Origin of the sequence: Pseudomonas sp. GV105 (genome assembly GCF_003058185.1) — a bacterium.
GTDB lineage: Bacteria > Pseudomonadota > Gammaproteobacteria > Pseudomonadales > Pseudomonadaceae > Aquipseudomonas > Aquipseudomonas veronii.
The window spans coordinates 156,866-177,675 of sequence record NZ_QBUF01000013.1 but is presented as its reverse complement, the minus strand read 5'-3'; the positions used below and the strand labels follow the sequence as shown (position 1 = coordinate 177,675).

Annotated in this window: 16 protein-coding genes; 4 read left to right on the top strand and 12 right to left on the bottom strand. The window is 61.9% G+C overall.

Translation table 11 applies throughout. The annotated features are described in order from the left end of the window. Positions 1–284 precede the first annotated feature (284 nt). The 7 genes from C8K66_RS23940 to C8K66_RS23910 form a co-directional block, all read right to left on the bottom strand. On the bottom strand, positions 285–1,001 hold the full coding sequence (locus C8K66_RS23940) for an ABC transporter ATP-binding protein (RefSeq protein WP_017849723.1): 717 nt from the start codon (positions 999–1,001) through the stop codon (positions 285–287). Then, the gene (locus tag C8K66_RS23935; RefSeq protein ID WP_102618784.1) at positions 998–1,873 is read right to left on the bottom strand and encodes an ABC transporter ATP-binding protein; all 876 of its coding nucleotides are present in this window, start codon (positions 1,871–1,873) and stop codon (positions 998–1,000) included. Before C8K66_RS23935 ends, C8K66_RS23940 begins: the two co-directional genes overlap by 4 nt. After that, positions 1,870–3,147, bottom strand: coding sequence for a high-affinity branched-chain amino acid ABC transporter permease LivM (livM, locus tag C8K66_RS23930; RefSeq protein WP_017849725.1), 1,278 nt, complete (start codon positions 3,145–3,147; stop codon positions 1,870–1,872). Before livM ends, C8K66_RS23935 begins: the two co-directional genes overlap by 4 nt. A gap of 2 nt (positions 3,148–3,149) precedes the next feature. Then, on the bottom strand, positions 3,150–4,064 hold the full coding sequence (locus C8K66_RS23925; protein WP_003236186.1) for a branched-chain amino acid ABC transporter permease: 915 nt from the start codon (positions 4,062–4,064) through the stop codon (positions 3,150–3,152). A gap of 201 nt (positions 4,065–4,265) precedes the next feature. After that, the gene (locus tag C8K66_RS23920) at positions 4,266–5,402 is read right to left on the bottom strand and encodes a branched-chain amino acid ABC transporter substrate-binding protein (RefSeq protein WP_057003686.1); all 1,137 of its coding nucleotides are present in this window, start codon (positions 5,400–5,402) and stop codon (positions 4,266–4,268) included. A 386-nt stretch (positions 5,403–5,788) separates the two neighbouring features. Continuing rightward, a complete protein-coding gene (locus C8K66_RS23915; protein ID WP_046384886.1) occupies positions 5,789–7,072 on the bottom strand; it encodes an FAD-binding oxidoreductase in 1,284 nt (427 codons plus the stop codon). Between the two features lie 172 nt (positions 7,073–7,244). Then, positions 7,245–8,735, bottom strand: a complete 1,491-nt coding sequence (locus tag C8K66_RS23910) for an aldehyde dehydrogenase family protein (RefSeq protein ID WP_108526112.1) — start codon at positions 8,733–8,735, stop codon at positions 7,245–7,247. A 153-nt stretch (positions 8,736–8,888) separates the two neighbouring features. Here C8K66_RS23910 and C8K66_RS23905 point away from each other — a divergent pair, with 153 nt between their 5' ends. The 3 genes from C8K66_RS23905 (at position 8,889) to nadE (ending at position 12,031) form a co-directional block, all read left to right on the top strand. Continuing rightward, positions 8,889–9,779 carry a LysR family transcriptional regulator gene (locus tag C8K66_RS23905; RefSeq protein ID WP_057003683.1) on the top strand — a complete coding sequence of 297 codons (891 nt, stop codon included), beginning with the start codon at positions 8,889–8,891 and terminating at the stop codon, positions 9,777–9,779. A gap of 206 nt (positions 9,780–9,985) precedes the next feature. Beyond that, complete coding sequence (gene pncB, locus C8K66_RS23900) at positions 9,986–11,200, top strand: nicotinate phosphoribosyltransferase (protein ID WP_017849730.1); 1,215 nt, start codon at positions 9,986–9,988, stop codon at positions 11,198–11,200. Between the two features lie 3 nt (positions 11,201–11,203). After that, positions 11,204–12,031, top strand: a complete 828-nt coding sequence (gene nadE, locus C8K66_RS23895) for an ammonia-dependent NAD(+) synthetase (protein WP_017849731.1) — start codon at positions 11,204–11,206, stop codon at positions 12,029–12,031. Between the two features lie 136 nt (positions 12,032–12,167). Here the strand turns inward: nadE and azu are convergent, their stop codons facing one another. Next, complete coding sequence (azu, locus tag C8K66_RS23890) at positions 12,168–12,614, bottom strand: azurin (protein ID WP_046384887.1); 447 nt, start codon at positions 12,612–12,614, stop codon at positions 12,168–12,170. Positions 12,615–12,947: 333 nt separating this feature from the next. Here azu and C8K66_RS23885 point away from each other — a divergent pair, with 333 nt between their 5' ends. Next, positions 12,948–13,130 carry a hypothetical protein gene (locus tag C8K66_RS23885; RefSeq protein ID WP_017849733.1) on the top strand — a complete coding sequence of 61 codons (183 nt, stop codon included), beginning with the start codon at positions 12,948–12,950 and terminating at the stop codon, positions 13,128–13,130. A gap of 102 nt (positions 13,131–13,232) precedes the next feature. Here the strand turns inward: C8K66_RS23885 and C8K66_RS23880 are convergent, their stop codons facing one another. The 4 genes from C8K66_RS23880 to C8K66_RS23865 all read right to left on the bottom strand — a co-directional run bounded on the left by C8K66_RS23880 (position 13,233) and on the right by C8K66_RS23865 (position 20,755). After that, the gene (locus C8K66_RS23880; RefSeq protein WP_108526109.1) at positions 13,233–14,123 is read right to left on the bottom strand and encodes a transglutaminase family protein; all 891 of its coding nucleotides are present in this window, start codon (positions 14,121–14,123) and stop codon (positions 13,233–13,235) included. Further along, a complete protein-coding gene (locus C8K66_RS23875; protein ID WP_046384889.1) occupies positions 14,123–16,609 on the bottom strand; it encodes a circularly permuted type 2 ATP-grasp protein in 2,487 nt (828 codons plus the stop codon). Before C8K66_RS23875 ends, C8K66_RS23880 begins: the two co-directional genes overlap by 1 nt. A gap of 161 nt (positions 16,610–16,770) precedes the next feature. Then, positions 16,771–20,061, bottom strand: coding sequence for a DUF2126 domain-containing protein (locus C8K66_RS23870; RefSeq protein ID WP_108526107.1), 3,291 nt, complete (start codon positions 20,059–20,061; stop codon positions 16,771–16,773). A 199-nt stretch (positions 20,062–20,260) separates the two neighbouring features. Continuing rightward, a complete protein-coding gene (locus C8K66_RS23865; protein ID WP_104904047.1) occupies positions 20,261–20,755 on the bottom strand; it encodes a hypothetical protein in 495 nt (164 codons plus the stop codon). Positions 20,756–20,810 lie beyond the last annotated feature (55 nt).

Sequence of the window (20,810 nt, the reverse complement as noted above, 5' to 3'; positions counted from 1 at the left end):
CACGTAATCAAAGGCTTTCAGCCAGCTACTCCCACGTTACCCACAGCCGGTTCCACAGCGGATGGGGACAAGTCAAAACTGTGACAAAACAGCGATTTGCGGCGGCTATCTGTCGCGCTTTGGAAGGTGGCCGGATTTGTTTTCCACAATTTGGGATCGCACTTGTGAACATCACAAAAACAAATGTGGGAGGGGGCTTGCCCCCGATGGCGGTGGGTCAGTATCAGGTGTTCTGACTGATACACCGCCATCGGGGGCAAGCCCCCTCCCACAAGGTTTATGCGTCAGTGGCCACCGAGGTAGGCGTTGCGCACTTCCTCGTTCACCAGCAGTTCCTTGCCGGTGCCTGTCAGGCGAATCTCGCCGTTGACCATCACATACGCCCGGTCTGACAGACGCAGCGCATGGTTGGCGTTCTGCTCCACCAGGAAGATGGTCATCCCAGTGGCCGCCAGTTCGCGCAGGGTGGAAAAGATCTGCTTCACCACAATCGGCGCCAGGCCCAGGCTCGGTTCGTCGAGCAGCAACAACTTGGGCCGGCTCATCAGTGCGCGAGCGATGGCGAGCATTTGCTGCTCGCCACCGGACATGGTCATCGCCCGTTGGTTACGCCGCTCTTTGAGCCGCGGGAACAGCTCGAACATGCGCTGCATATCTTCCTGGGCGAACTTGTCACCGATGGGGATGGTGCCCATCAGCAGGTTTTCCTCGACGGTCATGTCGGGGAACACCCGCCGCCCTTCCGGCGACTGCGCAATGCCGTTGGACGCGATGTAGTGGGACGACTTGTGGGTGATGTCGACGCCGTTGTAGAGGATCTGCCCCGACTCCGCCCGTGGCTGGCCGAAGATCGACATCAGCAGCGTGGATTTACCCGCGCCGTTGGAGCCGATCAGGCTGACCGTTTCGCCTTCGTTGATGTGCAGCGAGACTTTCTTCAGCGCCTGGATCGGCCCGTAGAACACGTCCAGGTCCTTCATTTCGAGGATAGGCCCGTTCATACAAGCTCCTCTTCATCCGCGCCCAGGTAGGCCGCGATCACTTTCGGGTCGTTGCGGATCGCATCCGGCCCGCCCTCGGCGATCACGTTGCCGTGGTCCAGCACCACGATGTGGTCGGAAATACTCATCACCATGCCCATGTCGTGTTCGATCAGCACCACTGTGAGGTCGTGTTCGTCGCGCAGCAGGCGAATCATCGCGCTGAGGGCTTCGGTTTCCTGGGGGTTGAGGCCCGCTGCCGGTTCGTCGAGACAGATGATCTGCGGCCGGGTACACATGGCGCGGGCGATTTCCAGGCGGCGCTGCTGGCCGTAGGAAAGCTCGCCGGCCAGGCGGTTGGCGCAGTCCACCAGGTCGACCACTTCCAGCCAGTAGAAGGCGTGGTCGAGGGCGTCGCTTTCAGCCTTGCGGTAGCCCTTGGTGTTGAGGATGCCCGCGAGCAGGTTGCGGTTGACCCACATGTGCTGGGCGACCAGCAGGTTTTCCAGCACCGACATTTCCTTGAACAGGCGAATGTTCTGGAAGGTCCGCGCCAGGCCGGCGCGGTTCACCAGGTGGGTGCCGCCGAACATCTTGTAGTACACGCGGCTGAAGAAGCTTTTCGGCGACACGAAGTCGATGGCCTCGAAGCGCTCGCCGAGCAGTTGGATCACGTTGGTCTGCTTGCCGCGCACGTTGAGTTCGATCTTGCCGCCACTGGCTTTGTAGAAGCCGGTGAGGCAGTTGAACACCGTGGTCTTGCCGGCGCCGTTGGGGCCGATCAGGGCGAAGATCGAGTTGCGTTCGACCTTGAGGCTCACGTCGCTCAAGGCCTTGATGCCACCGAAGTGCATCATCAGATGTTCCACGGACAGGATGACTTCCTTGCTCATGGCGCCACTCCTTTACGTGGGGTCACACCGGTACGGCTGATCCGGATCAGGCCGCGTGGCCGCCAGATCATCATCACCACCATCAACACGCCAAACAGCAGCACGCGGTACTCAGAGAAGCTGCGCAGCAGTTCCGGCGCGACGGTCAACACGAACGCCGCGATCACCACGCCTACCGTCGAGCCCATGCCGCCCAACACCACGATGGCCAGGATCAGCGCCGACTCGAAGAAGGTGAACGACGACGGGTTGACGAAGCCTTGGTAACTGGCGAAGAACACCCCGGCCAGACCGGCCGTGGAGGCGCCGATGGTGAACGCCGAGAGCTTGACCAGCACGTGGTTCAGGCCCATGGAGCGGCAGGCGATTTCATCTTCGCGCAAGGCTTCCCAGGCGCGGCCGACCGGCATGCGGGTCAGGCGATGCTTGATGTACAGCACGGCCAGCACCACCAGGAACAGCACGATGTAGATGAACATGAACTTGATGTTGGGGTTGTAATCGAGGCCGAAGAACTCATGGAACGGAATCCCGCCGTCCTTCGCTTTGCGCCCGAATTCCAGGCCGAGGAAGGTCGGCGAAGGCACCGGCATGCCGTTTGGCCCGCCGGTGAACGACAGCCAGTTGTTCAGCACCAGGCGGATGATTTCACCAAACCCCAGGGTCACGATCGCCAGGTAGTCGCCGTGCATGCGCAGCACCGGGAAGCCGAGTATGCACCCCGCCAGCGCCGCCGCGATGGCCGCCAGCGGCAGCACCGTCCAGAAACCCAGGCCGAGGTATTGATACCCCAGCGCGAGGCCGTAGGCACCGATGGCGTAGAACGCCACGTAACCCAGGTCGAGCAAGCCGGCCAGGCCGACCACGATGTTCAGGCCCAGGCCGAGCAGTACGTAGATCAGCCCGAGGATCACCACGGTGAGCAGGTACTTGTTGGCGAAGATCGGGAACACGATGGCGATCACGATCAGCGCCGGGATGATCCAGCGCAGCCGCGACTTGTAGTCCGGCGCCAGCACATGGACGCCCGAACCGCTGCTCTCGAAGCCCTGCAGAATCTTCACGCCCTTGGGCGTTTGCAGGAACAGGCTGAGGGCAAAGCGGCCGGCCATCACGATGGCGACCAGGATCGCCACGCGCGCGGGTTGCAGGTTGAAGCTGTAGCCGTCGAGCACCACGCCGACGATCGGACCGAACACGATCAACGCAATCAGCCCGGCGAGGATCGTATCGACCACACTTTTTTTGATATCAATCGATTTGGCAGCAGACATGTTTATACCTTAGCCACGAGTGGGCGACCAAGCAGGCCCTGGGGACGGAAAATCAGAATCACCACCAACAGGGAGAAACTGAACACGTCTTTGTAGTCAGAGTTGATCAACCCCGAGAACAGCGACTCCGAAATACCGAGGATGATCCCGCCCAGCATCGCCCCAGGCAGGGAACCGATGCCGCCGAGTACCGCCGCGGTGAAGGCCTTGATGCCGATGATGAAGCCGGCGTAGAAGTCGAACGTGCCGTAGTTGAGGGTGATCAACACGCCGGCCAGGGCCGCCATGGCGGCACCGATGACAAACACGTAGGAAATCACGCGGTCGGTGTTGATGCCGAGGATCGAGGCCATCTTGCGGTCTTGCTGGGTAGCGCGGCACATGCGGCCGAGCTTGGTGTACTTGATGATGTAGGTCAGCAAGGCCATGCCGGCGAAGGCAGCGACCAGGATGAAGACCTTGGTGTACGTCAACTGGACGAAACCGCTGCCGATATCGACGCGCCAGGCGCCGGCCAGCAGGGTCGGAATGCCTTGTTGCTTGGCGCCCTGGGCGATCTGTGCGTAGTTCTGCAGGATCAGGGAGATACCGATGGCGCTGATCAGCGGTGCCAGTCGGGTGGAGTTGCGCAGCGGTTTGTAGGCGACCCGTTCGATGACCCAACCGTAAACGCCGGTGACGACCACGGTGAAGATCAGGGTGCCGAGAATGAGCAGCGGGAAGGATTCGATGCCGAAATAAGCCAGCAGTGCCAGACTGATCGCCGCGAGGTAAGCGGAAATCATATAAACCTCGCCATGGGCGAAGTTGATCATGCCAATGATGCCATAGACCATTGTGTAGCCGATGGCGATCAGGCCATAGACCGACCCGAGGGTCAGGCCGTTGACCAGTTGCTGCAGGAAAATACCATCCATAACGCAATCTCACGCGGTGAGCACCTGCACACCGGTAGGTGTGCGGCGCTTCTGGAGGAAAAGACAGATCTCAATCACAACCCAGTCCCCCTGTGGGAGGGGGCTTGGCCCCGATTGCGGAGGGTCAGCTATACATCGGGTGGCTGATACACCGTCATCGGGGGCAAGCCCCCTCCCACATTAGGTCTGTGGTACTCAGCCTTACTTCTGCTTTTCCAGCTGGTGGTATTTGCCGTCTTTGTCCCACTGGTAAACCACGTAGTCGGAGACTTTCAGGTCGCCCTTGCCATCCCAGGCTTTTTCACCCATCACGGTTTTTACCGGGTGAGCCTTGAGCCACTTGGCGGCGTCTTCACCCTTGTTGGACTTGGCACCGTTGAAGCCGGCAGCCAGGGCCTGGACCGACGCGTAGGCATACAGGGTGTAGCCTTCTGGCTCGGTGCCGTTTTTACGGAACTCTTCAACCACCGTCTTGCTGTCCGGCAGCAGACGCGGGTCGGCGCCGAAGGTCATGTACACGCCATCCACATATTGCTTGCCACCGGCGGTCGCCACCAGTTCGTCGGTCACGATGCCGTCGTCGGACATGAATTTCACGTCCTTGAGGCCTGCTTCACGAATCTGGCGAACCAGCGGACCGGCTTCCGGGTGCAGGCCGCCGAAGTACACGACGTCGGCGCCCAGGGAGCGGATTTTGGTGACCAGGGCGCTGAAATCTTTCTCGCCCCGGGTCAGGCCTTCTTCCAGCACCGGTTTCACGCCGCGCTTGGTCAACTGGGCAGCGGTGGCGTCGGCCAGGCCCTTGCCGTAGGTGTCCTTGTCGTTGATGACCGCGACTTTCTTGCCCTTGAGCACGTCGACGATGTAGTCGCCGGCCACGATGCCTTGCTGGTCGTCACGCCCGCACATACGGAACATGGCGCCCAGGCCGCGTTCGGTGACCTGCGGGTTGGTCGAGCCTGGGGTGATGGCGATGATGCCGGCTTCGTCGTAGACCTCGGACGCCGGGATGGTGTTGGACGAGCAGAAGTGCCCGACCACGCCGATCACTTTGTCCTGGTCGGCCAGGCGGTTGGCCACGGCCACGGCCTGCTTGGGTTCACAGGCATCGTCACCGGCGACCAGCTTGATCTGCTCACCGTTGATGCCGCCAGCCTTGTTGATGACATCGGCTGCCGCCTGGGCGCCCTTCATGTACTGCTCACCGAAAGCGGCGTTGGCGCCCGTCATCGGCCCCGCTACGCCAATCTTCACATCAGCTTGAACAAACGTAGAAACACCCAGCGCCGCTGCAACGGCGAGGGCCAGAAAACCTTTCTTGTAAAACGTCTGGGACATGAGTGGTGCTCCGAGGTTTTTGTTTATTGGCACTAAGTATTCACTGCAAACCTTCAACCAAAACTTTCACTGAAAGCCCAGAGCAAGCCGCGTGCCATTACGTTTTTATTCTTCAAAAAGACACGGTGTCATTGTTATTGCAGGTGTTTCGGCTCCGTTCGTCGGGACGTGCAACCCTCTAACTTCAATAGGTGCAACCCATGGATCAAAAAAGTACAACCTTCATGGGTCGCACCTGCAACCAGACCGTCAAACGACACTTCCTACAGCTGTAACAATGCACGTAACGGAACTGCACATTTACAGTGCGTGATTGCTACAACTTGCACCAATACAGATTAGTCGTCGGCGAAGAACGTGCCGGCTTCTGAAGGCTATTTCGCTGATCAGATCACGATCCGCAAGCATTGGCCGGCGTGATACAGCGAGAATCCGGCTTCATACAGGCAACTGCGCAGGCCCACCCCGGCCAGCGGTTGCATCGGCGCGAACGGAATCGGCAGGGCCTGGGGATTCTGGTGACACAAGTAGTCGGCAAAGGCCTTGCCGACCACGCTGCCGGTGGTCACGCCGCGGCCGTTGTAGCCGGTCACGGCCACCAGGCCGGGCGCGGGTTCAAACAAGCGCATCAAGTGGTCCGGGGTGAACGCGATGCAGCCGGTCCAGGTGCATTCCCACTGCACCGATTTGAGGTATGGGAAGTAGTGCTGCTGCACCCGATCGGCCCACGCCTTGAGAAACCACGTCGGTTTCTGGTTGCCGTTGCCCAGACTGCCGAGCAACAGGCGGCCATCGGCGTCGCGGCGGATGCTGCTGAGCACCTGGCGCGTGTCCCACGAACCCTGGCCACCGGGAAGGATTCGCTGGGCCGCGTCGTCGGTCAGCGGTGCGGAGGCGACCTGGTAGTAATAGCCAGGGAAGAAATTGCGCCGCAGTTCGGTCCATTCGCCTTCGGTGTAGGCATTCGAGGCGATCACCACTTGTGCAGCCTGCACCGCACCGTTCGCGGTCTGCACCGACCACTCCGCACCTTGGCGTTCCAGGCGCGCAACAGGGGAATGGTCGAAAAGCTGCCCGCCCAACCCCACGGCCGCATTGGCCAGGCCGCTGGTGTAGGCCATCGGGTTCAAGGTGCCGGCACGTCTATCCAGCAGTGCGGCGGAGATCTTTTGAGTGCCGGTGGCTTGCTCGCAGGCCGAACCGGTGAGCAGTTCGACCGGCGCGCCGCGGCGCTTCCATTGTTCTTCACGACTGCGCAAATCCGCCTCGCCCCGGGCGTTGTGCGCCATGTGCAAAGTGCCCTCGCGGCGCAATTGGCAATCGATGTTGTATTTGTCGACCAGGCTGAACACCAGCGACGGCGCCGCGCCCAGCATGCGGTTGAGCTGGCTGCCCACCGCCTCGCCGAAACCGGCTTCGATCTCGTCCGGCGGAATCCACAAGCCGGCGTTGACCAGCCCGACATTGCGCCCCGAGCCGCCATGGCCGGTGCGATGGGCTTCCAGCACGGCGACAGTCTTGCCTTGTTCCAGCAAGTGAATGGCCGCCGACAAACCGGTAATCCCGGCGCCGATCACGCACACATCCACCTTCACTTCGCCCTTGAGCGCAGCGCGATCCGGCCGGCCAGGGGTGAGTTGTTCCCACAAACATGTTTCGCGTAGTGCCATTGCCAGACTCCGATGAGACCTAACAAACATCTATTCCGAACTGCATATAGCTCAACTGTGGGAGGGGGCTTGCTCCCGATGGCAGTGGATCAGCTGGACATCTGTTGACTGACACACCGCCATCGGGGGCAAGCCCCCTCCCACATTTTGACCGCACTTCGACTTAAGGTAATCAGTCGAAGGTAATGCCCTGGGCCAGCGGCAGTTCCAGCGAGTAGTTCACGGTATTGGTCTGGCGACGCATGTACCCGCGCCACGCATCCGAGCCCGACTCACGCCCGCCGCCCGTCTCTTTCTCACCGCCAAACGCGCCGCCGATTTCCGCGCCGCTCGGGCCGATGTTGACGTTGGCAATGCCGCAGTCGCTGCCCACCGCCGACATGAACTGCTCGGCTTCGCGCACATCGGTGGTGAAGATGCATGACGACAGGCCTTGCGGCACGGCGTTGTTCAGGCGCAGGGCTTCGGCGAAGTCGCTGTAGCCGACCACGTACAGGATCGGCGCGAAGGTCTCAGTGCAGACCACGTCGCTTTGCTCCGGCATTTCCACAATCGCCGGCGACACGTAGTAGGCATTCGGGAATTTGTCTTCCAGTTGGCGCTTGCCGCCGAACACCTTGCCGCCTTCGCTCAGGGCCTGCTCCAGCGCATCCTGCATCGCGTCGAAGCCGTGCTTGTCGATCAGCGGGCCGATCAGGTTGCCTTCCAGCGGGTGGCCGATGCGTACCTTGGAATAGGCGGCCTTGAGGCGCGTGACGATTTCTTCCTTGACCGACTCATGGGCGATCAGCCGGCGCAGCGTGGTGCAACGCTGCCCGGCGGTGCCGACGGCGCTGAACAGGATGGCGCGCACCGCCATGTCCAGGTCGGCGCTTGGGCCGAGGATCATCGCGTTGTTGCCGCCCAGCTCGAGGATGCTGCGGGCAAAGCGCGCGGCGACTTTCGGCGCCACTTCACGGCCCATGCGCGTACTGCCGGTGGCGCTGATCAGTGCGACACGCGGGTCATCCACCAACGCGGCACCGGCATCGCGGCCACCGATGATCACCTGGCTCAGGTATTGCGGCGCATCGTTAAATTTTTTCAGCACGCGCTCGAACAGCGCCTGGCAGGCCAGGGCGGTGAGCGGGGTCTTTTCCGACGGCTTCCAGATCACGGCGTTGCCGCACACCAGGGCCAGGGTGGTGTTCCACGCCCACACGGCCACCGGGAAGTTGAACGCGCTGATCACACCGACCACGCCCAGCGGGTGCCAGGTTTCACGCATGTGGTGGCCCGGGCGCTCGGAGGCGATGGTCAAGCCATACAACTGGCGCGACAGGCCGACGGCGAAGTCGCAGATGTCGATCATTTCCTGCACTTCACCCAGGCCTTCCTGAGTGATCTTGCCGGCTTCCCAGGAGACCAGCTCGCCCAGGTCGGCCTTGTATTCGCGCAACACGTCGCCGAACTGGCGCACCAACTCGCCGCGACGCGGTGCCGGCACCTTGCGCCAGGCCTCGAATGCATGCTCGGCGCGACTGACCTGTTGCTCCACCTCGGCGGCACCTTCCCAGTTCACACTGCCGATACGGCGGCCATCGATCGGCGAATGCACGGGTTGTTTCCCCGCTTGGTACAGCGCCGGGTTTACCCCGAGACGATCAAGCAATGCGGCAACCATGGGTCACTCCTTCAATCTATACAGAAAAAATTGCGCCGCGGCCCGCACGGCGATCTAGGGCTTATTTGTAGCTGGCCCAAGACTTGCCAACAAACGACGATTAGGCGAGATATCATTCCGTTTATTCATGCAAAGCATAAAAAGAGGCATGCCGTGCTGAACAAAAGACATTTGCCCTCGATCACTGCCCTGCAGTGTTTCGAAGCCGCCACCCGCCACCTGAGCTTCACCCGCGCCGCCGAGGAGCTGAACCTCACGCAAAGCGCGGTGAGCAAACAGGTCGCGCAACTGGAAGAACTGCTGCAGCACCTGCTGTTTCGCCGGGTACGCCGACGCTTGCAGATGACCCCGGCGGGCGATTTGTATTTGGTGGAAGTGCGCAAAATCCTCACCCAGGTGGAGATGTCCACCCATTACCTGCGCTCCTACGGTGGCGAGACCGAAGTATTACGCGTGTCTACGCCCTACACCTTCGGCGCACGCTGGCTGGTGCCGCGCCTCAAGGGCTGGCGCTTGCGTCATCCGCAAATCCACCTGGACCTGTGCAACGAACAGGAACCGGACGAGCTGCTGCAAGGCAAGGCCGACATGGCGTTCTACTTCGGCCAAGGCTCACGCCCCGGCACCGAGAGCCTGAAACTGTTCAGTGAAGAACTGATCCCGGTGTGCGCCCCGGAAAGCCTGCCCGCGCAGCCGTTCACCGACCCCACGCAACTGAGCAACCTGGTCCTGCTGCAAAACGCCTCGCGCCCCCAGGGCTGGCATGACTGGTTCGCCGACCAGGGGTTTCACACCGAGCACAGCTATCACGGGCCGCGTTTCGACACGTTCTATATGTGCATTCGGGCGGCGCAGGTGGGCTGTGGCGTGGCGTTGCTACCGCGCTTCCTGGTGGAGGAGGAACTGGCCGACGGCAAGCTGGTGATCCCTTGGCAGCATGCAATGCCGAGCCAGGATGCGTATTACCTGGCGTACCCCGAGCATTCGGCGGAGGTGCCCAAGGTGCGGGAGTTTGTGAAGTGGATGATGGAGCAGGTTATTTAGTGCCTGGAATACCGCTATCGGGGGCAAGCCCCCTCCCACATTTGAAATGCATTCCAAGTGTGGGAGGGGGCTTGCCCCCGATAGGGCCAGTGGCCTCACTGAAAAAATCACTGGCAAAACCCCACAGGTCTATGCGCCACTAGCCCCCTTCCTTTCTTGTGCGTAAAGGCCGGCGCCCATCGCCGTCCTGTCTGGAGATTCCCGTTATGAGCGAGAGTGTGTTTGCCGATCGCATCGTGCAGAACCTGCTCGACACCGACTTCTACAAGCTGACCATGATGCAGGCGGTGCTGCACAACTACCCCAATGTGGAAGTTGAATGGGAGTTTCGTTGCCGCAACAGTGAAGACCTGCGCCCATACCTGGCGGAGATCCGTTACCAGTTCGAGCGCCTCGCCGAGTTGAGCCTGAGCGCGGACCAACTGAGTTTCCTGGAGCGCATCAGCTTCATGAAGCCGGATTTTTTGCGCTTTCTCGGCTTGTTCCGCTTCAACCTGCGCTATGTCCACACCGGCATCGAAAACGGCGAGCTGTTTATCCGCCTGCGCGGGCCGTGGCTGCATGTGATCCTGTTTGAAGTGCCGATGCTCGCCATCATCAGCGAAGTGCGCAACCGCTATCGCTACCAGACCGTGGTCCTCGAACAGGCCCGCGAGCAGTTGTACCGCAAGTTCGACTGGCTGATCGCAAACGCCAGCAGCGACGAGCTCGCCGAGCTGCAGGTGGCGGACTTCGGCACTCGCCGACGCTTCTCCTACCGCGTGCAGGAAGAAGTGGTGAGCGTGCTCAAGCACGACTTCCCCGGCCGGTTTGTCGGCACCAGCAACGTCCACCTGGCTCGCGAGTTCGATATGAAACCGCTGGGCACCATGGCCCATGAATGGATCATGGCCCACCAGCAACTCGGCCCGCGCCTGATCGACAGCCAGATCGCCGCCCTCGACTGCTGGGTCCGCGAATACCGCGGCCTGCTGGGTATTGCCCTGACCGATTGCATCACCACCGACGCCTTCCTCAGCGACTTCGACTTGTACTTCGCCAAGCTGTTCGACGGTCTGCGCCACGATTCCGGTGACCCGGTGCTGTGGGCGGAAAAAGCCATCGCCCACTATCACAAGCTGGGCATCGAGCCGATGAGCAAGACCCTGGTGTTCTCCGACAGCCTGTCGCTGCCCAAGGCCCTGGAGATATTCCGGGCGCTGCGTGGTCGGATCAATGTGAGCTTTGGCATCGGCACCAACCTGACCTGCGATATTCCAGGTGTGGAACCGATGAGCATTGTGCTTAAAATGACGGCCTGCAATGGCCAGCCCGTCGCGAAGATCTCCGATGAAGCGGGCAAGACCCACTGCACGGACCCGAATTTCGTCGCCTATTTGCGACACGTTTTCAAAGTACCTGCCCTTTCCAGCAAGGAGTGAATCATGCAAGCCGTACAGCGTGAGATTGCGCAGCAGCTCAAGGTTCAAGCGCCGTTCAAAGACCAGGCCGCCCTTGAGGCCGAAATCGCCCGGCGCGTGACCTTTATCCAGGACTGCCTGCGCAATTCAGGGCTCAAGACATTGGTGTTGGGCATCAGCGGTGGCGTCGACTCCCTGACCGCAGGCCTGCTCGCCCAACGCGCCATGCAGGAGCTGCGCTCCAGCACCGGCGACGAGGCCTATCGTTTTATCGCGGTGCGCCTGCCCTACGAAACCCAGTTCGATGAAATCGACGCCCAGGCCGCGGTGGACTTTATCGAGCCGGATGAGCGCCACACCGTAAACATCGGCCCAGCGGTGAAATCCCTGGCCAATGAAGTAGCGGCATTTGAAGGCAAGGCGGCGGTGTCCCGCGATTTCGTGCTGGGCAACACCAAGGCGCGCATGCGGATGGTCGCGCAGTACACCATCGCCGGCGCGGCCAGCGGCCTGGTGATCGGCACCGACCATGCGGCGGAAGCGGTGATGGGCTTTTTCACCAAGTTCGGTGATGGCGCCTGCGATCTGGCACCGTTGAGCGGGCTGGTGAAGAACCAGGTGCGATCGATTGCGCGGCACTTCGGTGCACCGGAGTCGCTGGTGGAGAAAATCCCGACCGCCGACCTGGAAGACCTCTCGCCGGGCAAGCCGGACGAGGCGTCACATGGCGTGACCTATGCCGAAATCGATGCGTTCCTGCACGGCGAGCCGGTGCGGGAAGAAGCGTTCAGGATCATTTGCGAGACGTATCGCAAGACCGAGCACAAGCGGGTCATGCCGTTTGCGCCGTGAGGTGAACCAGATAGTGTTGTGTTGATTGTGAGGTAGCCATCGGGGGCAAGCCCCCTCCCACAGTTGACCGAGTTCCCATATGAGAATGCGGTCGAATGTGGGAGGGGGCTTGCCCCCGATGAACGATAATGCGGTCTTACTTGACGACCACAGTACCTTTCATCATCGAGATGTGGCCTGGGAACGAGCAGAAGAACGCATAGTCAGTGCCCGCTTTCAGCTTGGACACATCGAAGGTCACCGCGTCTTTCTCGCCAGCGCCAATGACTTTGGTGTGGGCGATGATGCGCTCGTCGCCGTCTTTCAGGTAGTTCTTGTCGAGGCCGGCAGCCATGCCATCGGTCGCGACCGGTTGCATGTCGGCTGCGCTGGTCAGCACCCAGTTATGGCCCATGACGTTTTTCGGCAAGCTGCCGGAGTGAGTCAACTCGACGGTGAACGTCTTGCAGCTCTTGTCGATCACGATTTCCTTGGTGTTGTAGGACATCTGGTCGGTAGAGTCGACGGTGACCTTGCACTCTGCAGCAAGCAACTGGCCACTTGCCAGAGTCAGCAGGGAAACAGCAACGAGTTTGGCAAACATGTGATTCTCCAAGGCAGGGTTTAAACAACGCATAGTGCGACAAGGGTGCCCGAGGCGGGCAGAAAGTCTTATGACCTGAATCAACAAATTGTATACAACTTTAGGCTATCAGACTTATCGATACAATCAACCAGCCAAAGTGCCACGCCCCGCCTATGATCGGTCCATCACCCACTGGAGTCCGGACCATGCACCTCAATCATCTGTTCAGCGGTCTGTTGGCCGCATACGCCTGCGGTAAGTGAAGGCCAAGCGCGCCGCTAAGCTGCTACCATAGCGACCCAAGGCAGCTGCGCGCCGCCCACCCTCACCTTCGACCCTAGAGGATCGCCCATGGCCAAACCTAATTACTCCTTCGCCAAACGTCAAAGAGACTTGGCCAAGGAACAGAAGAAAGAGGAAAAGCTGCAACGCAAGAAAGCCGCTGCAGACGAAGAGACCGGCGCACTGAACCCGGATGCGGAAGGCGAAGTGGCAACCGACGACACCGAGACACCGAAAGACCCGGCCGAGTAAGCATCACTGTAGGAGCGAGCGTGCTCGCGAAGTGCGTTAACGATAACGCGGGGTGCCTGGTTCAACGCGGCGCCCTCGGTTTTTTCGCGAGCAAGCTCGCTCCTACAAGAGCGGCATCACCGTCACCCGCACTTCCGGGTCATGGCTGCCTCCCCCCAGAATCACCCCACGCAACGGCGAAACATCGGAGAAATCCCGGCCCCAGGCCAGGGTGATGTGTTCCAGTGCTGGCTGCACATTGTTGGTCGGATCAAAATCCACCCAGCCCGACATCGGGCAGTACACCGAAATCCACGCATGGGACGCATCGGCGCCGATCAGCCGTGGCTGGCCGGGCGGCGGCTGGGTCAGCAGGTAGCCGCTGATATAGCGCGCCGCCAGGCCCCGTGAGCGCAGGCAGGCGAGCATCAGGTGAGCGAAGTCCTGGCACACGCCGCGACGGCGCTCCAGCACCTCCACCAGCGGCGTGGCGACTTGGGTGGCTTCGGCATCGAAGGTGAATTCGCCGAAGATTTTTTCCATCAGGGCCTGAGCGCCCAGCAACAGCGGACGCCCGGGCGGGAAACAGCTTTCGGAGAACTCGACGAAGGTTTTCTTCAGATGCACGTAGGGCGATTCGAAGCGAAAGCGACAGGCTTCGATCAACGCCGATGACAGCGGCTGGCTGCTGTAGGTCAGGCTGTCGCGAGTCTGGTCCCAGGCCGGCGACTGTTGGAAATCCAGCAGCGGCCGCGCCAGCACTTCCACGGTCAGCCCGGCATTCACCAACAACTCATCATGGGGCCGCTCGAACGCCAGGCGGGTGATCGGGTTGCCGAACACGTCCAGCTCATCGCGGCGCGAGGACGGCAACGGGCTGATATCCAGTTGCTGCGAGGTGCAGCGCTGCCAGGCACATGGCCGTGGCCACAGATGCGCCAACTGCTGGGCCAGGGACACCGGGCTGTCGTAGTGGTAATGGGTATCGTGAAAAATCTGATAGCGCGCACTCATCACACCGACACCGTTTGTTGGCTGACATCATCCACATGGGCAAAATGGCGCAAGGCCAGGCGATCCGACACTTGCCCGCTCTCATCGGCGACCGCTTGCAGCAGGTCGGCCAGGCCGTCCAGCGCGGCACGCACGCTGGCCTCGCCAAACAGCGGGTTCTCCAGGCAACCCAGGTCGAACCGCGCGAGGCGCTCGACCAACGGCGCCAGACCGGTTTCCCGGGGCACCGCGAAATCATCGTTGAGACGACGCAAGGTGCGGCTCACCAGCTTCAACTGGAACAACACGGCGTGGGGGTTCTGCTCATCCAGCAGCAACAGGTCGAGTACCGGAATCAGTTGCGGCACCGCCAGGTAGCGCGAGCGGTAGGTGATGCTGCTGTTGCCCAGTTCCAGCAACCATTCCAGCCCGGCCTGATCGAACACCGCCACGCCGCGCAGGAACGCCGCGAGGCTGCTGCTGAGAAACTGCAGGCGCTCGATGCGCCGGCCCATCATCAGAAAGCGCCAGCCTTCGTCGCGGGTCATGTCGTCCAGGGCAAACCCGGACAGCGCCGCCAGGGACATCACCAGGCGGTTGAGGAAGTCCAGCAACTCGCCAAAGTCGGGGCTTTCGCTCTCCAGTTCCAGCGCTTCGCGTTGCAGCTCCACCAGGGCCTGCCAGTTCTCTCGGGACAACTTGCCGCGCACCTGGGACGCCGCCCACTGCAAGCGCTGCAGGTTGGCGCGCAGGCTCGACGGCCAGTCGTCGCCAAGCAAGGCCGCGAGCAGGCGTTCGGGCAACTCGCCCTCCTCCGGCAACAGGCGCAGGTTTTCGCCCAGTTCGACCGCCGCTTGCAACGCCAGCGGATCGTCGCCGTCGACATAGCGCGCCAACACGATGCGCAGCCAGCGCGCGCTGTTATCGCAGCGTTCACAGTAACGGCCAAACCAAAACAGGTTTTCCACCACCCGCGACGGCAGATAAGGGTCGCGGCGCACCAGGTCATGGGCACCTATCGGCCGCTGCGCGCGCCACTGCTCGCCGCCGGCGGCGCGTTCGCCGAGCACCCAGGTGTCCTTGCTCGCGCCGCCGCGTTGCATCGACACCACCTCGGCATCGGCCTCGGCAGCCACGCGGGTCAGGCCGCCGGGCAATACCCGGTAACCGTCGGCGCTGGCCACGGCGTAGACGCGCATGCCGATGGCGCGGTGTTGCAGGTGGTCTTCGACGGTGTGCCACACCGGCGCCTGGGACAGCTGCGCCAGCTCCTGGGCGACATACGCGTAAGGCCGCGCGCGCATGCGCTCGGCCAGGGCCTCGCGTTGTGCGTCGTTCAAGTCACGGCCGAAGACCGGGTTGAAGCTCTGTGACGGAAATGCCGGTTTGATCAGCAGCTCGGGCAGTTTCTCCAGCGCTTCGGCAAGCACCGGCGCTTCGCCGCACCACCACGTCGCAATGGACGGCAGGAGCAGTTCTTCGCCAAACAAAAATTCGTTGATCTTCGGCAGAAAGCCCAGCAGGCCGGGGGATTCCAGTACACCGCTGCCCAGGGCATTGGCCACCAGCACGTTGCCTTGGCGCGCGGCGTCGAGCAGGCCGGGCACGCCGAGGGCCGAGTCGGTGCGCAGTTCGAGGGGGTCGCAGAAGTCGTCGTCGAGGCGGCGCATGATCGCGTGTACCCGACGCAGGCCACTGAGGGTTTTCAGGAACACCGTGCTGTCGCGCACAGTGAGGTCGCCGCCTTCCACCAGCGGGTAGCCGAGCTGACGGGCGAGGTACAGATGTTCGAAATAGCTTTCGTTGAAACGCCCAGGGGTGAGCAGCACGATCAACGGCGGCTGACTATCGCTGGGCGCCTGGCGCGCCAGGGTTTCCTGCAGGGTGCGAAAGAAACCGGTGAGGTGCTGCACCTGCAGGTCGCGGTACAGATCCGGAAAGGCGCGGGACACAATGGTGCGGTTTTCCAGCGCATAACCGGCGCCTGAAGGGGCCTGGGTGCGGTCGGCAGTGACCCACCAGCGACCATCCGGGGTGCGCGCCAGATCGACGGCGTACAGGTGCAGGAACGTACCGTCGGGCGGCTGGATGCCCTGGCACGGCCACAGAAAATTGTTATGCCCGAACACCAGTTCGGCCGGCAGCAGGCCTTCCTTGATCAGGCGTTGCGGGCCGTAGAGGTCTGCCAGCACCGCGTTGAGCAGCCGCGCACGCTGGGCGATGCCGGCCGACAGGTGCTGCCATTCATCGGCCGCCAGCACATGGGGCAGCAGGTCCAGTTCCCACGGGCGATCAGCGCCCTTGGGGTCGGCGTAGACATTGTAGGTCACGCCGTTTTCCTGGATCTGCCGGGTCAGCAACGCCTGGCGCTGGGCCAGTTGCGCGGGGGTGCTGCGTTGCAGATGGTCGAGCAGGCGCCGCCAATGGGCACGCACCGCGCCACTGTCGTCCAGCAGTTCGTGATAAGTGCCCGCGGTCAGCGGGTAACGGTCGAGCAAGTCGGACATGGAACGCTCGGCAGGGGCAAGGGGGCTCAGATTAACCTAACAAACACTGCAATTCCTTTGTGGGAGGGGGCTTGCTCCCGATTGCGGTGGGTCAGTCAACTCATGTATCGGCTGATTTACCGCAATCGGGAGCAAGCTCCCTCCCACATTTTGGCTTGCATTCAGTCATTTTTATTGGGGAAACGTCGCAAATCCAAAGTCATCGGCAATTCGTCATTGATCACGACGGTCGGCACAGGGAGCTTGCCCGGGGTATGCCCCAAGCGGAAAAATCTCGCCATGCGCCGGCTCTCGGCTTCATTGGCATTCACCGGCAGGCTGTCGTAGTTACGCCCGCCCGGATGCGCCACATGATACTGGCAACCGCCCAGGGAGCGCTGCATCCAGGTGTCCAGCAGGTCGAACACCAACGGCGCGTGGACCGCGATGGTCGGCTGCAGGCAGTTGGCCGGTTGCCAGGCGCGATACCGCACGCCGGCGACGAACTCGCCGATGCGCCCGGTCGCTTGCAGCGGCACCGGGATGCCGTTGCAGGTGAGCAAATAGCGTTGCGGTGGCAGCCCGCTCAACTTCACCTGCAGGCGCTCCAGGGACGAATCCACATAACGCACCGTGCCGCCCACCGCGCCCTCCTCGCCCAGCACATGCCAGGGTTCCAGGGCCTGGCGCAGTTCCAGCTCGATACCGCTGACGGCGTAGTCGCCGACTTTGGGAAAGCGGAATTCCAGGTGCGCGGCAAACCATTCGGCGCGCAACGGGTAGCCGGCGGCGTTGAGTTCGACGATCACGTCGGCAAAATCCTGCTCGATGAAGTGCGGCAACAGGAAACGGTCATGCAGCTCAGTGCCCCAGCGCGCCAGTTTCGGGGGCGCATAGGGTTCGCGCCAGAAGCGCGCCACCAGCGCGCGCAGCAGCAGTTGCTGGGTCAGGCTCATGCGCGCATGGGGCGGCATTTCAAAGGCGCGCAACTCCAGCAGGCCCAGGCGCCCGGTGGCGCCATCGGGCGAGTAGAGCTTATCGATACAGAATTCGGCGCGGTGGGTGTTGCCCGTCACGTCGATCAGCAGATTGCGCAGCAGGCGGTCGACCAACCACGGCGGGCATTCTTCGCCTGGCGCGGGCATTTGCGCGAAGGCGATTTCCAGCTCATACAGCGCATCGTTACGCGCTTCATCGACCCGGGGCGCCTGGGACGTCGGGCCGATGAACAAGCCGGAAAACAGGTAGGACAATGACGGATGGTTGTGCCAGTAGCTGATCAAACTGCGCAGCAGATCGGGACGCCGCAGGAACGGTGAGTCCTTGGGTGTCGCGCCGCCCAGCACGAAGTGGTTACCGCCACCGGTGCCAGTGTGGCGCCCGTCGATCATGAATTTTTCTGTGGTCAGGCGGGTTTGTCGCGCCTCTTCGTAGAGGAATTCGGTGCGTTCCACCAACTCGTCCCAGGTGGCGGACGGCTGCACGTTGACCTCGATCACACCCGGGTCGGGCGTGACCCGGAAGTTGCTCAGACGGTAATCCGCCGGCGGCTCGTAGCCCTCCAGCAGCACCGGGCAGTGCAGCTCTTCGGCGGTGGCTTCGATGGCGGCCACCAGCTCCAGGTAGTCCTCGACGCGCTCCAGCGGCGGCATGAACAGATACAGGCGGCCTTCGCGCGCTTCGGCGCACAGTGCGGTGCGGGTCAACCAGTCGGCGGACTCGTCGATCTTCGGCAGGCGCTCAACGCTCGGCGCCGCTTCGCCATGGCGTTGCAATTGCGCCGTGCTCGACAGCTCGGGCAAGTCCTGGTTGGGGTCGGTCGGGTGGACAAACGGGTACTCTGCCGCCGTCACCCAGGGCTGCGAGGCCAGCGGCAGGCGATAACCCAGCGGCGAATCCCCCGGCACCAGTCGGCAGTGATTGTCGCGCAGGTACCAGCGCCCACTCTGCCAGCGGTCATTGGCAGCGGTGCGCGCCAGCGGCAGCACTTGGCCGATGACCTTGTCCAGGCCCTGGCTGAACACTTTGCGCAGACGCTCGCGTTCCAGCTCATCGCTCAGGCGCGGGTCAAGGGCGGTGACGTTTTGCGGCAGCGCGCCTTCGCGCCACAGGTAATAGAAGTTGTCTTCAAAGGCCGGAAACACAAAGCGCGCCGGCAACTTCAGGCGCTCGGCAACACTGCCCAGGAAACGCCCGGCCAGCACGCCGTCGGCGCCGTAGTCCTGTTGCTCATCGGCGATCAGCGCGCTGTTGTGCCAAATCGGCTCGCCATCGCGGCGCCAGTAACAGTTGAGCGACCAGCGCGGCAGTTGCTCGCCGGGGTACCACTTGCCCTGGCCGAAATGCACCAGGCCCTTGGGCGCGTAGTGCTTGCGCATGCGCTGGAACAGTTCGGCGGACAGGCGACGCTTGTCCGGCCCCAGGGCAGCGGTGTTCCACTCGGCGCCGTCGGGGTCGTCGATGGAGACGAAGGTCGGTTCGCCGCCCATGGTCAGGCGCACGTCGTCCGCCAGCAGGTCGCCATCGATCTGCCGCCCCAGGGCCTGGATCGCCAGCCACTGTTCTTCGGTGTAGGGCTTGGTTACCCGTGGCGCTTCCCAGATGCGCTCTACCGACATCTCGTGGGTGAATTCGCACTCGCACGGCTCCACCAGGCCACTGATCGGCGCGGCAGACGATGGATCGGGACTACAGGCCAACGGAATATGGCCTTCACCGGCGAATAACCCGGAGGTGGCATCCAGGCCGATCCAGCCGGCGCCGGGCAAATACACTTCGCACCAGGCGTGCAGGTCGGTGAAGTCCACCTCGGTGCCAGACGGGCCATCGAGGGCTTTGACGTCGGCGGTGAGCTGGATCAGATAGCCGGACACAAACCGCGCCGCCAGCCCCAGGTTGCGCAGCAATTGCACCAGCAGCCAAGCCGAATCGCGGCACGAGCCGGAGGCATTTTCCAGGGTGAATTCCGGGGTCTGCACGCCGGGTTCCATGCGGATCAGGTAACCGATATCGGCGGCCAGGCGTTGGTTGAGGCCCACCAGGAAATCCACGGCCGGCAGCGGCGTGCGGTCGATACCCGCCAGGTAAGCGGCGAACCTCGGCGTCAGCGGCAAGGTTTCCAGGTACGGCGCCAGCTCGCGCTGCTCGTCGGCGGCGTAGCGAAACGGGATTTTTTCCGCGTAGGGTTCAAGGAAAAAATCGAACGGGTTGAACACCGCCATCTCGGCGACCAGGTCGACTTCGATACGCAGTTCGTCAGTCTTTTCCGGGAACACCAGGCGCGCCAGGTAATTACCCTGAGGGTCCTGCTGCCAATTGATGAAGTGCTGCTCGGGCAGCACTTTCAGTGCGTAGGACAAAATCCGCGTGCGGCTATGGGCCGCCGGGCGCAAACGCACGATCTGTGGGCCGAGTTCGACAGCGCGGTCGTAGCGGTAATGCGTAACGTGGTGCAACGCGACATGAATCGACACGGCGGCCTCCTGCAAGCCAGGGCATGGACACAACGCGCGCAAGACTTATGCCAGAGCGGCAGTCATTGCGCTTTATCGTAAGACCCGGTGCAGTACAGCACCAAAACGGCGCCAACGTTGGTGCAATGGTGCAAGAGCTGCACATATATGTGGCGGGGAGTGGGTGGGGCGGTATCGGTTTTGGGGGCGGGGTGGGGAATTACCTCGATTTCTTTATTCTGATTATTGCGCGCTCGTGTTTACGCCGCTTTTCAATGGCCACCCTTACCTTCCCGCGCATATGGCGAAGTTCTACGCATTTGGCACGCAGTTCCCGGTGGCGTTTGCTGCGAAGCAGCAGCAGGCCGAGTACCGGCCAAAAGAAGCATTCCGCGTAAATGAATGGGTTCGGTGAAAAATGAAAACCTGGCACAGCGACCAACAGGCAGGCGATGAAAAGGCCATACATTCCCCAGACCCACTTCGGTCGCCCGTAGGCGATCATGAAATTGCAGTGGGTGATAAACCAGACCAAGAGCACGCCGGCACTTTTAGCTGCCGCGTTCGATAACGATGGAAAATAATAGTTTTCCACCAGCACAACAACAGAAGAACTGCCGAAGATGCCCGCTAAAATTACGCCGATAAACACGGGAAAGTAGCGCAAAAGAAAAGGGCGCACCGGTATGAGAGGTTTCCGTCCGAGAAGTCTCACTCTGATATATCCTCATACAGCCCAACCGCGACGATCCGGATGTTCCCGAACAGTA

Excerpts from the sequence above, each read along its gene's own strand:
- azu (WP_046384887.1), bottom strand. The coding sequence starts at position 12,614 with ATGTTTGCCAAACTCGTTGCTGTTTCCCTGCTGACTCTGGCAAGTGGC.
- C8K66_RS23885 (WP_017849733.1), top strand. The coding sequence starts at position 12,948 with ATGGCCAAACCTAATTACTCCTTCGCCAAACGTCAAAGAGACTTGGCC.
- C8K66_RS23920 (WP_057003686.1), bottom strand. The coding sequence starts at position 5,402 with ATGTCCCAGACGTTTTACAAGAAAGGTTTTCTGGCCCTCGCCGTTGCA.
- nadE (WP_017849731.1), top strand. The coding sequence starts at position 11,204 with ATGCAAGCCGTACAGCGTGAGATTGCGCAGCAGCTCAAGGTTCAAGCG.
- C8K66_RS23880 (WP_108526109.1), bottom strand. The coding sequence starts at position 14,123 with ATGAGTGCGCGCTATCAGATTTTTCACGATACCCATTACCACTACGAC.
- C8K66_RS23925 (WP_003236186.1), bottom strand. The coding sequence starts at position 4,064 with ATGGATGGTATTTTCCTGCAGCAACTGGTCAACGGCCTGACCCTCGGG.
- C8K66_RS23910 (WP_108526112.1), bottom strand. The coding sequence starts at position 8,735 with ATGGTTGCCGCATTGCTTGATCGTCTCGGGGTAAACCCGGCGCTGTAC.
- C8K66_RS23875 (WP_046384889.1), bottom strand. The coding sequence starts at position 16,609 with ATGTCCGACTTGCTCGACCGTTACCCGCTGACCGCGGGCACTTATCAC.
- C8K66_RS23940 (WP_017849723.1), bottom strand. The coding sequence starts at position 1,001 with ATGAACGGGCCTATCCTCGAAATGAAGGACCTGGACGTGTTCTACGGG.
- pncB (WP_017849730.1), top strand. The coding sequence starts at position 9,986 with ATGAGCGAGAGTGTGTTTGCCGATCGCATCGTGCAGAACCTGCTCGAC.
- C8K66_RS23935 (WP_102618784.1), bottom strand. The coding sequence starts at position 1,873 with ATGAGCAAGGAAGTCATCCTGTCCGTGGAACATCTGATGATGCACTTC.
- livM (WP_017849725.1), bottom strand. The coding sequence starts at position 3,147 with ATGTCTGCTGCCAAATCGATTGATATCAAAAAAAGTGTGGTCGATACG.
- C8K66_RS23915 (WP_046384886.1), bottom strand. The coding sequence starts at position 7,072 with ATGGCACTACGCGAAACATGTTTGTGGGAACAACTCACCCCTGGCCGG.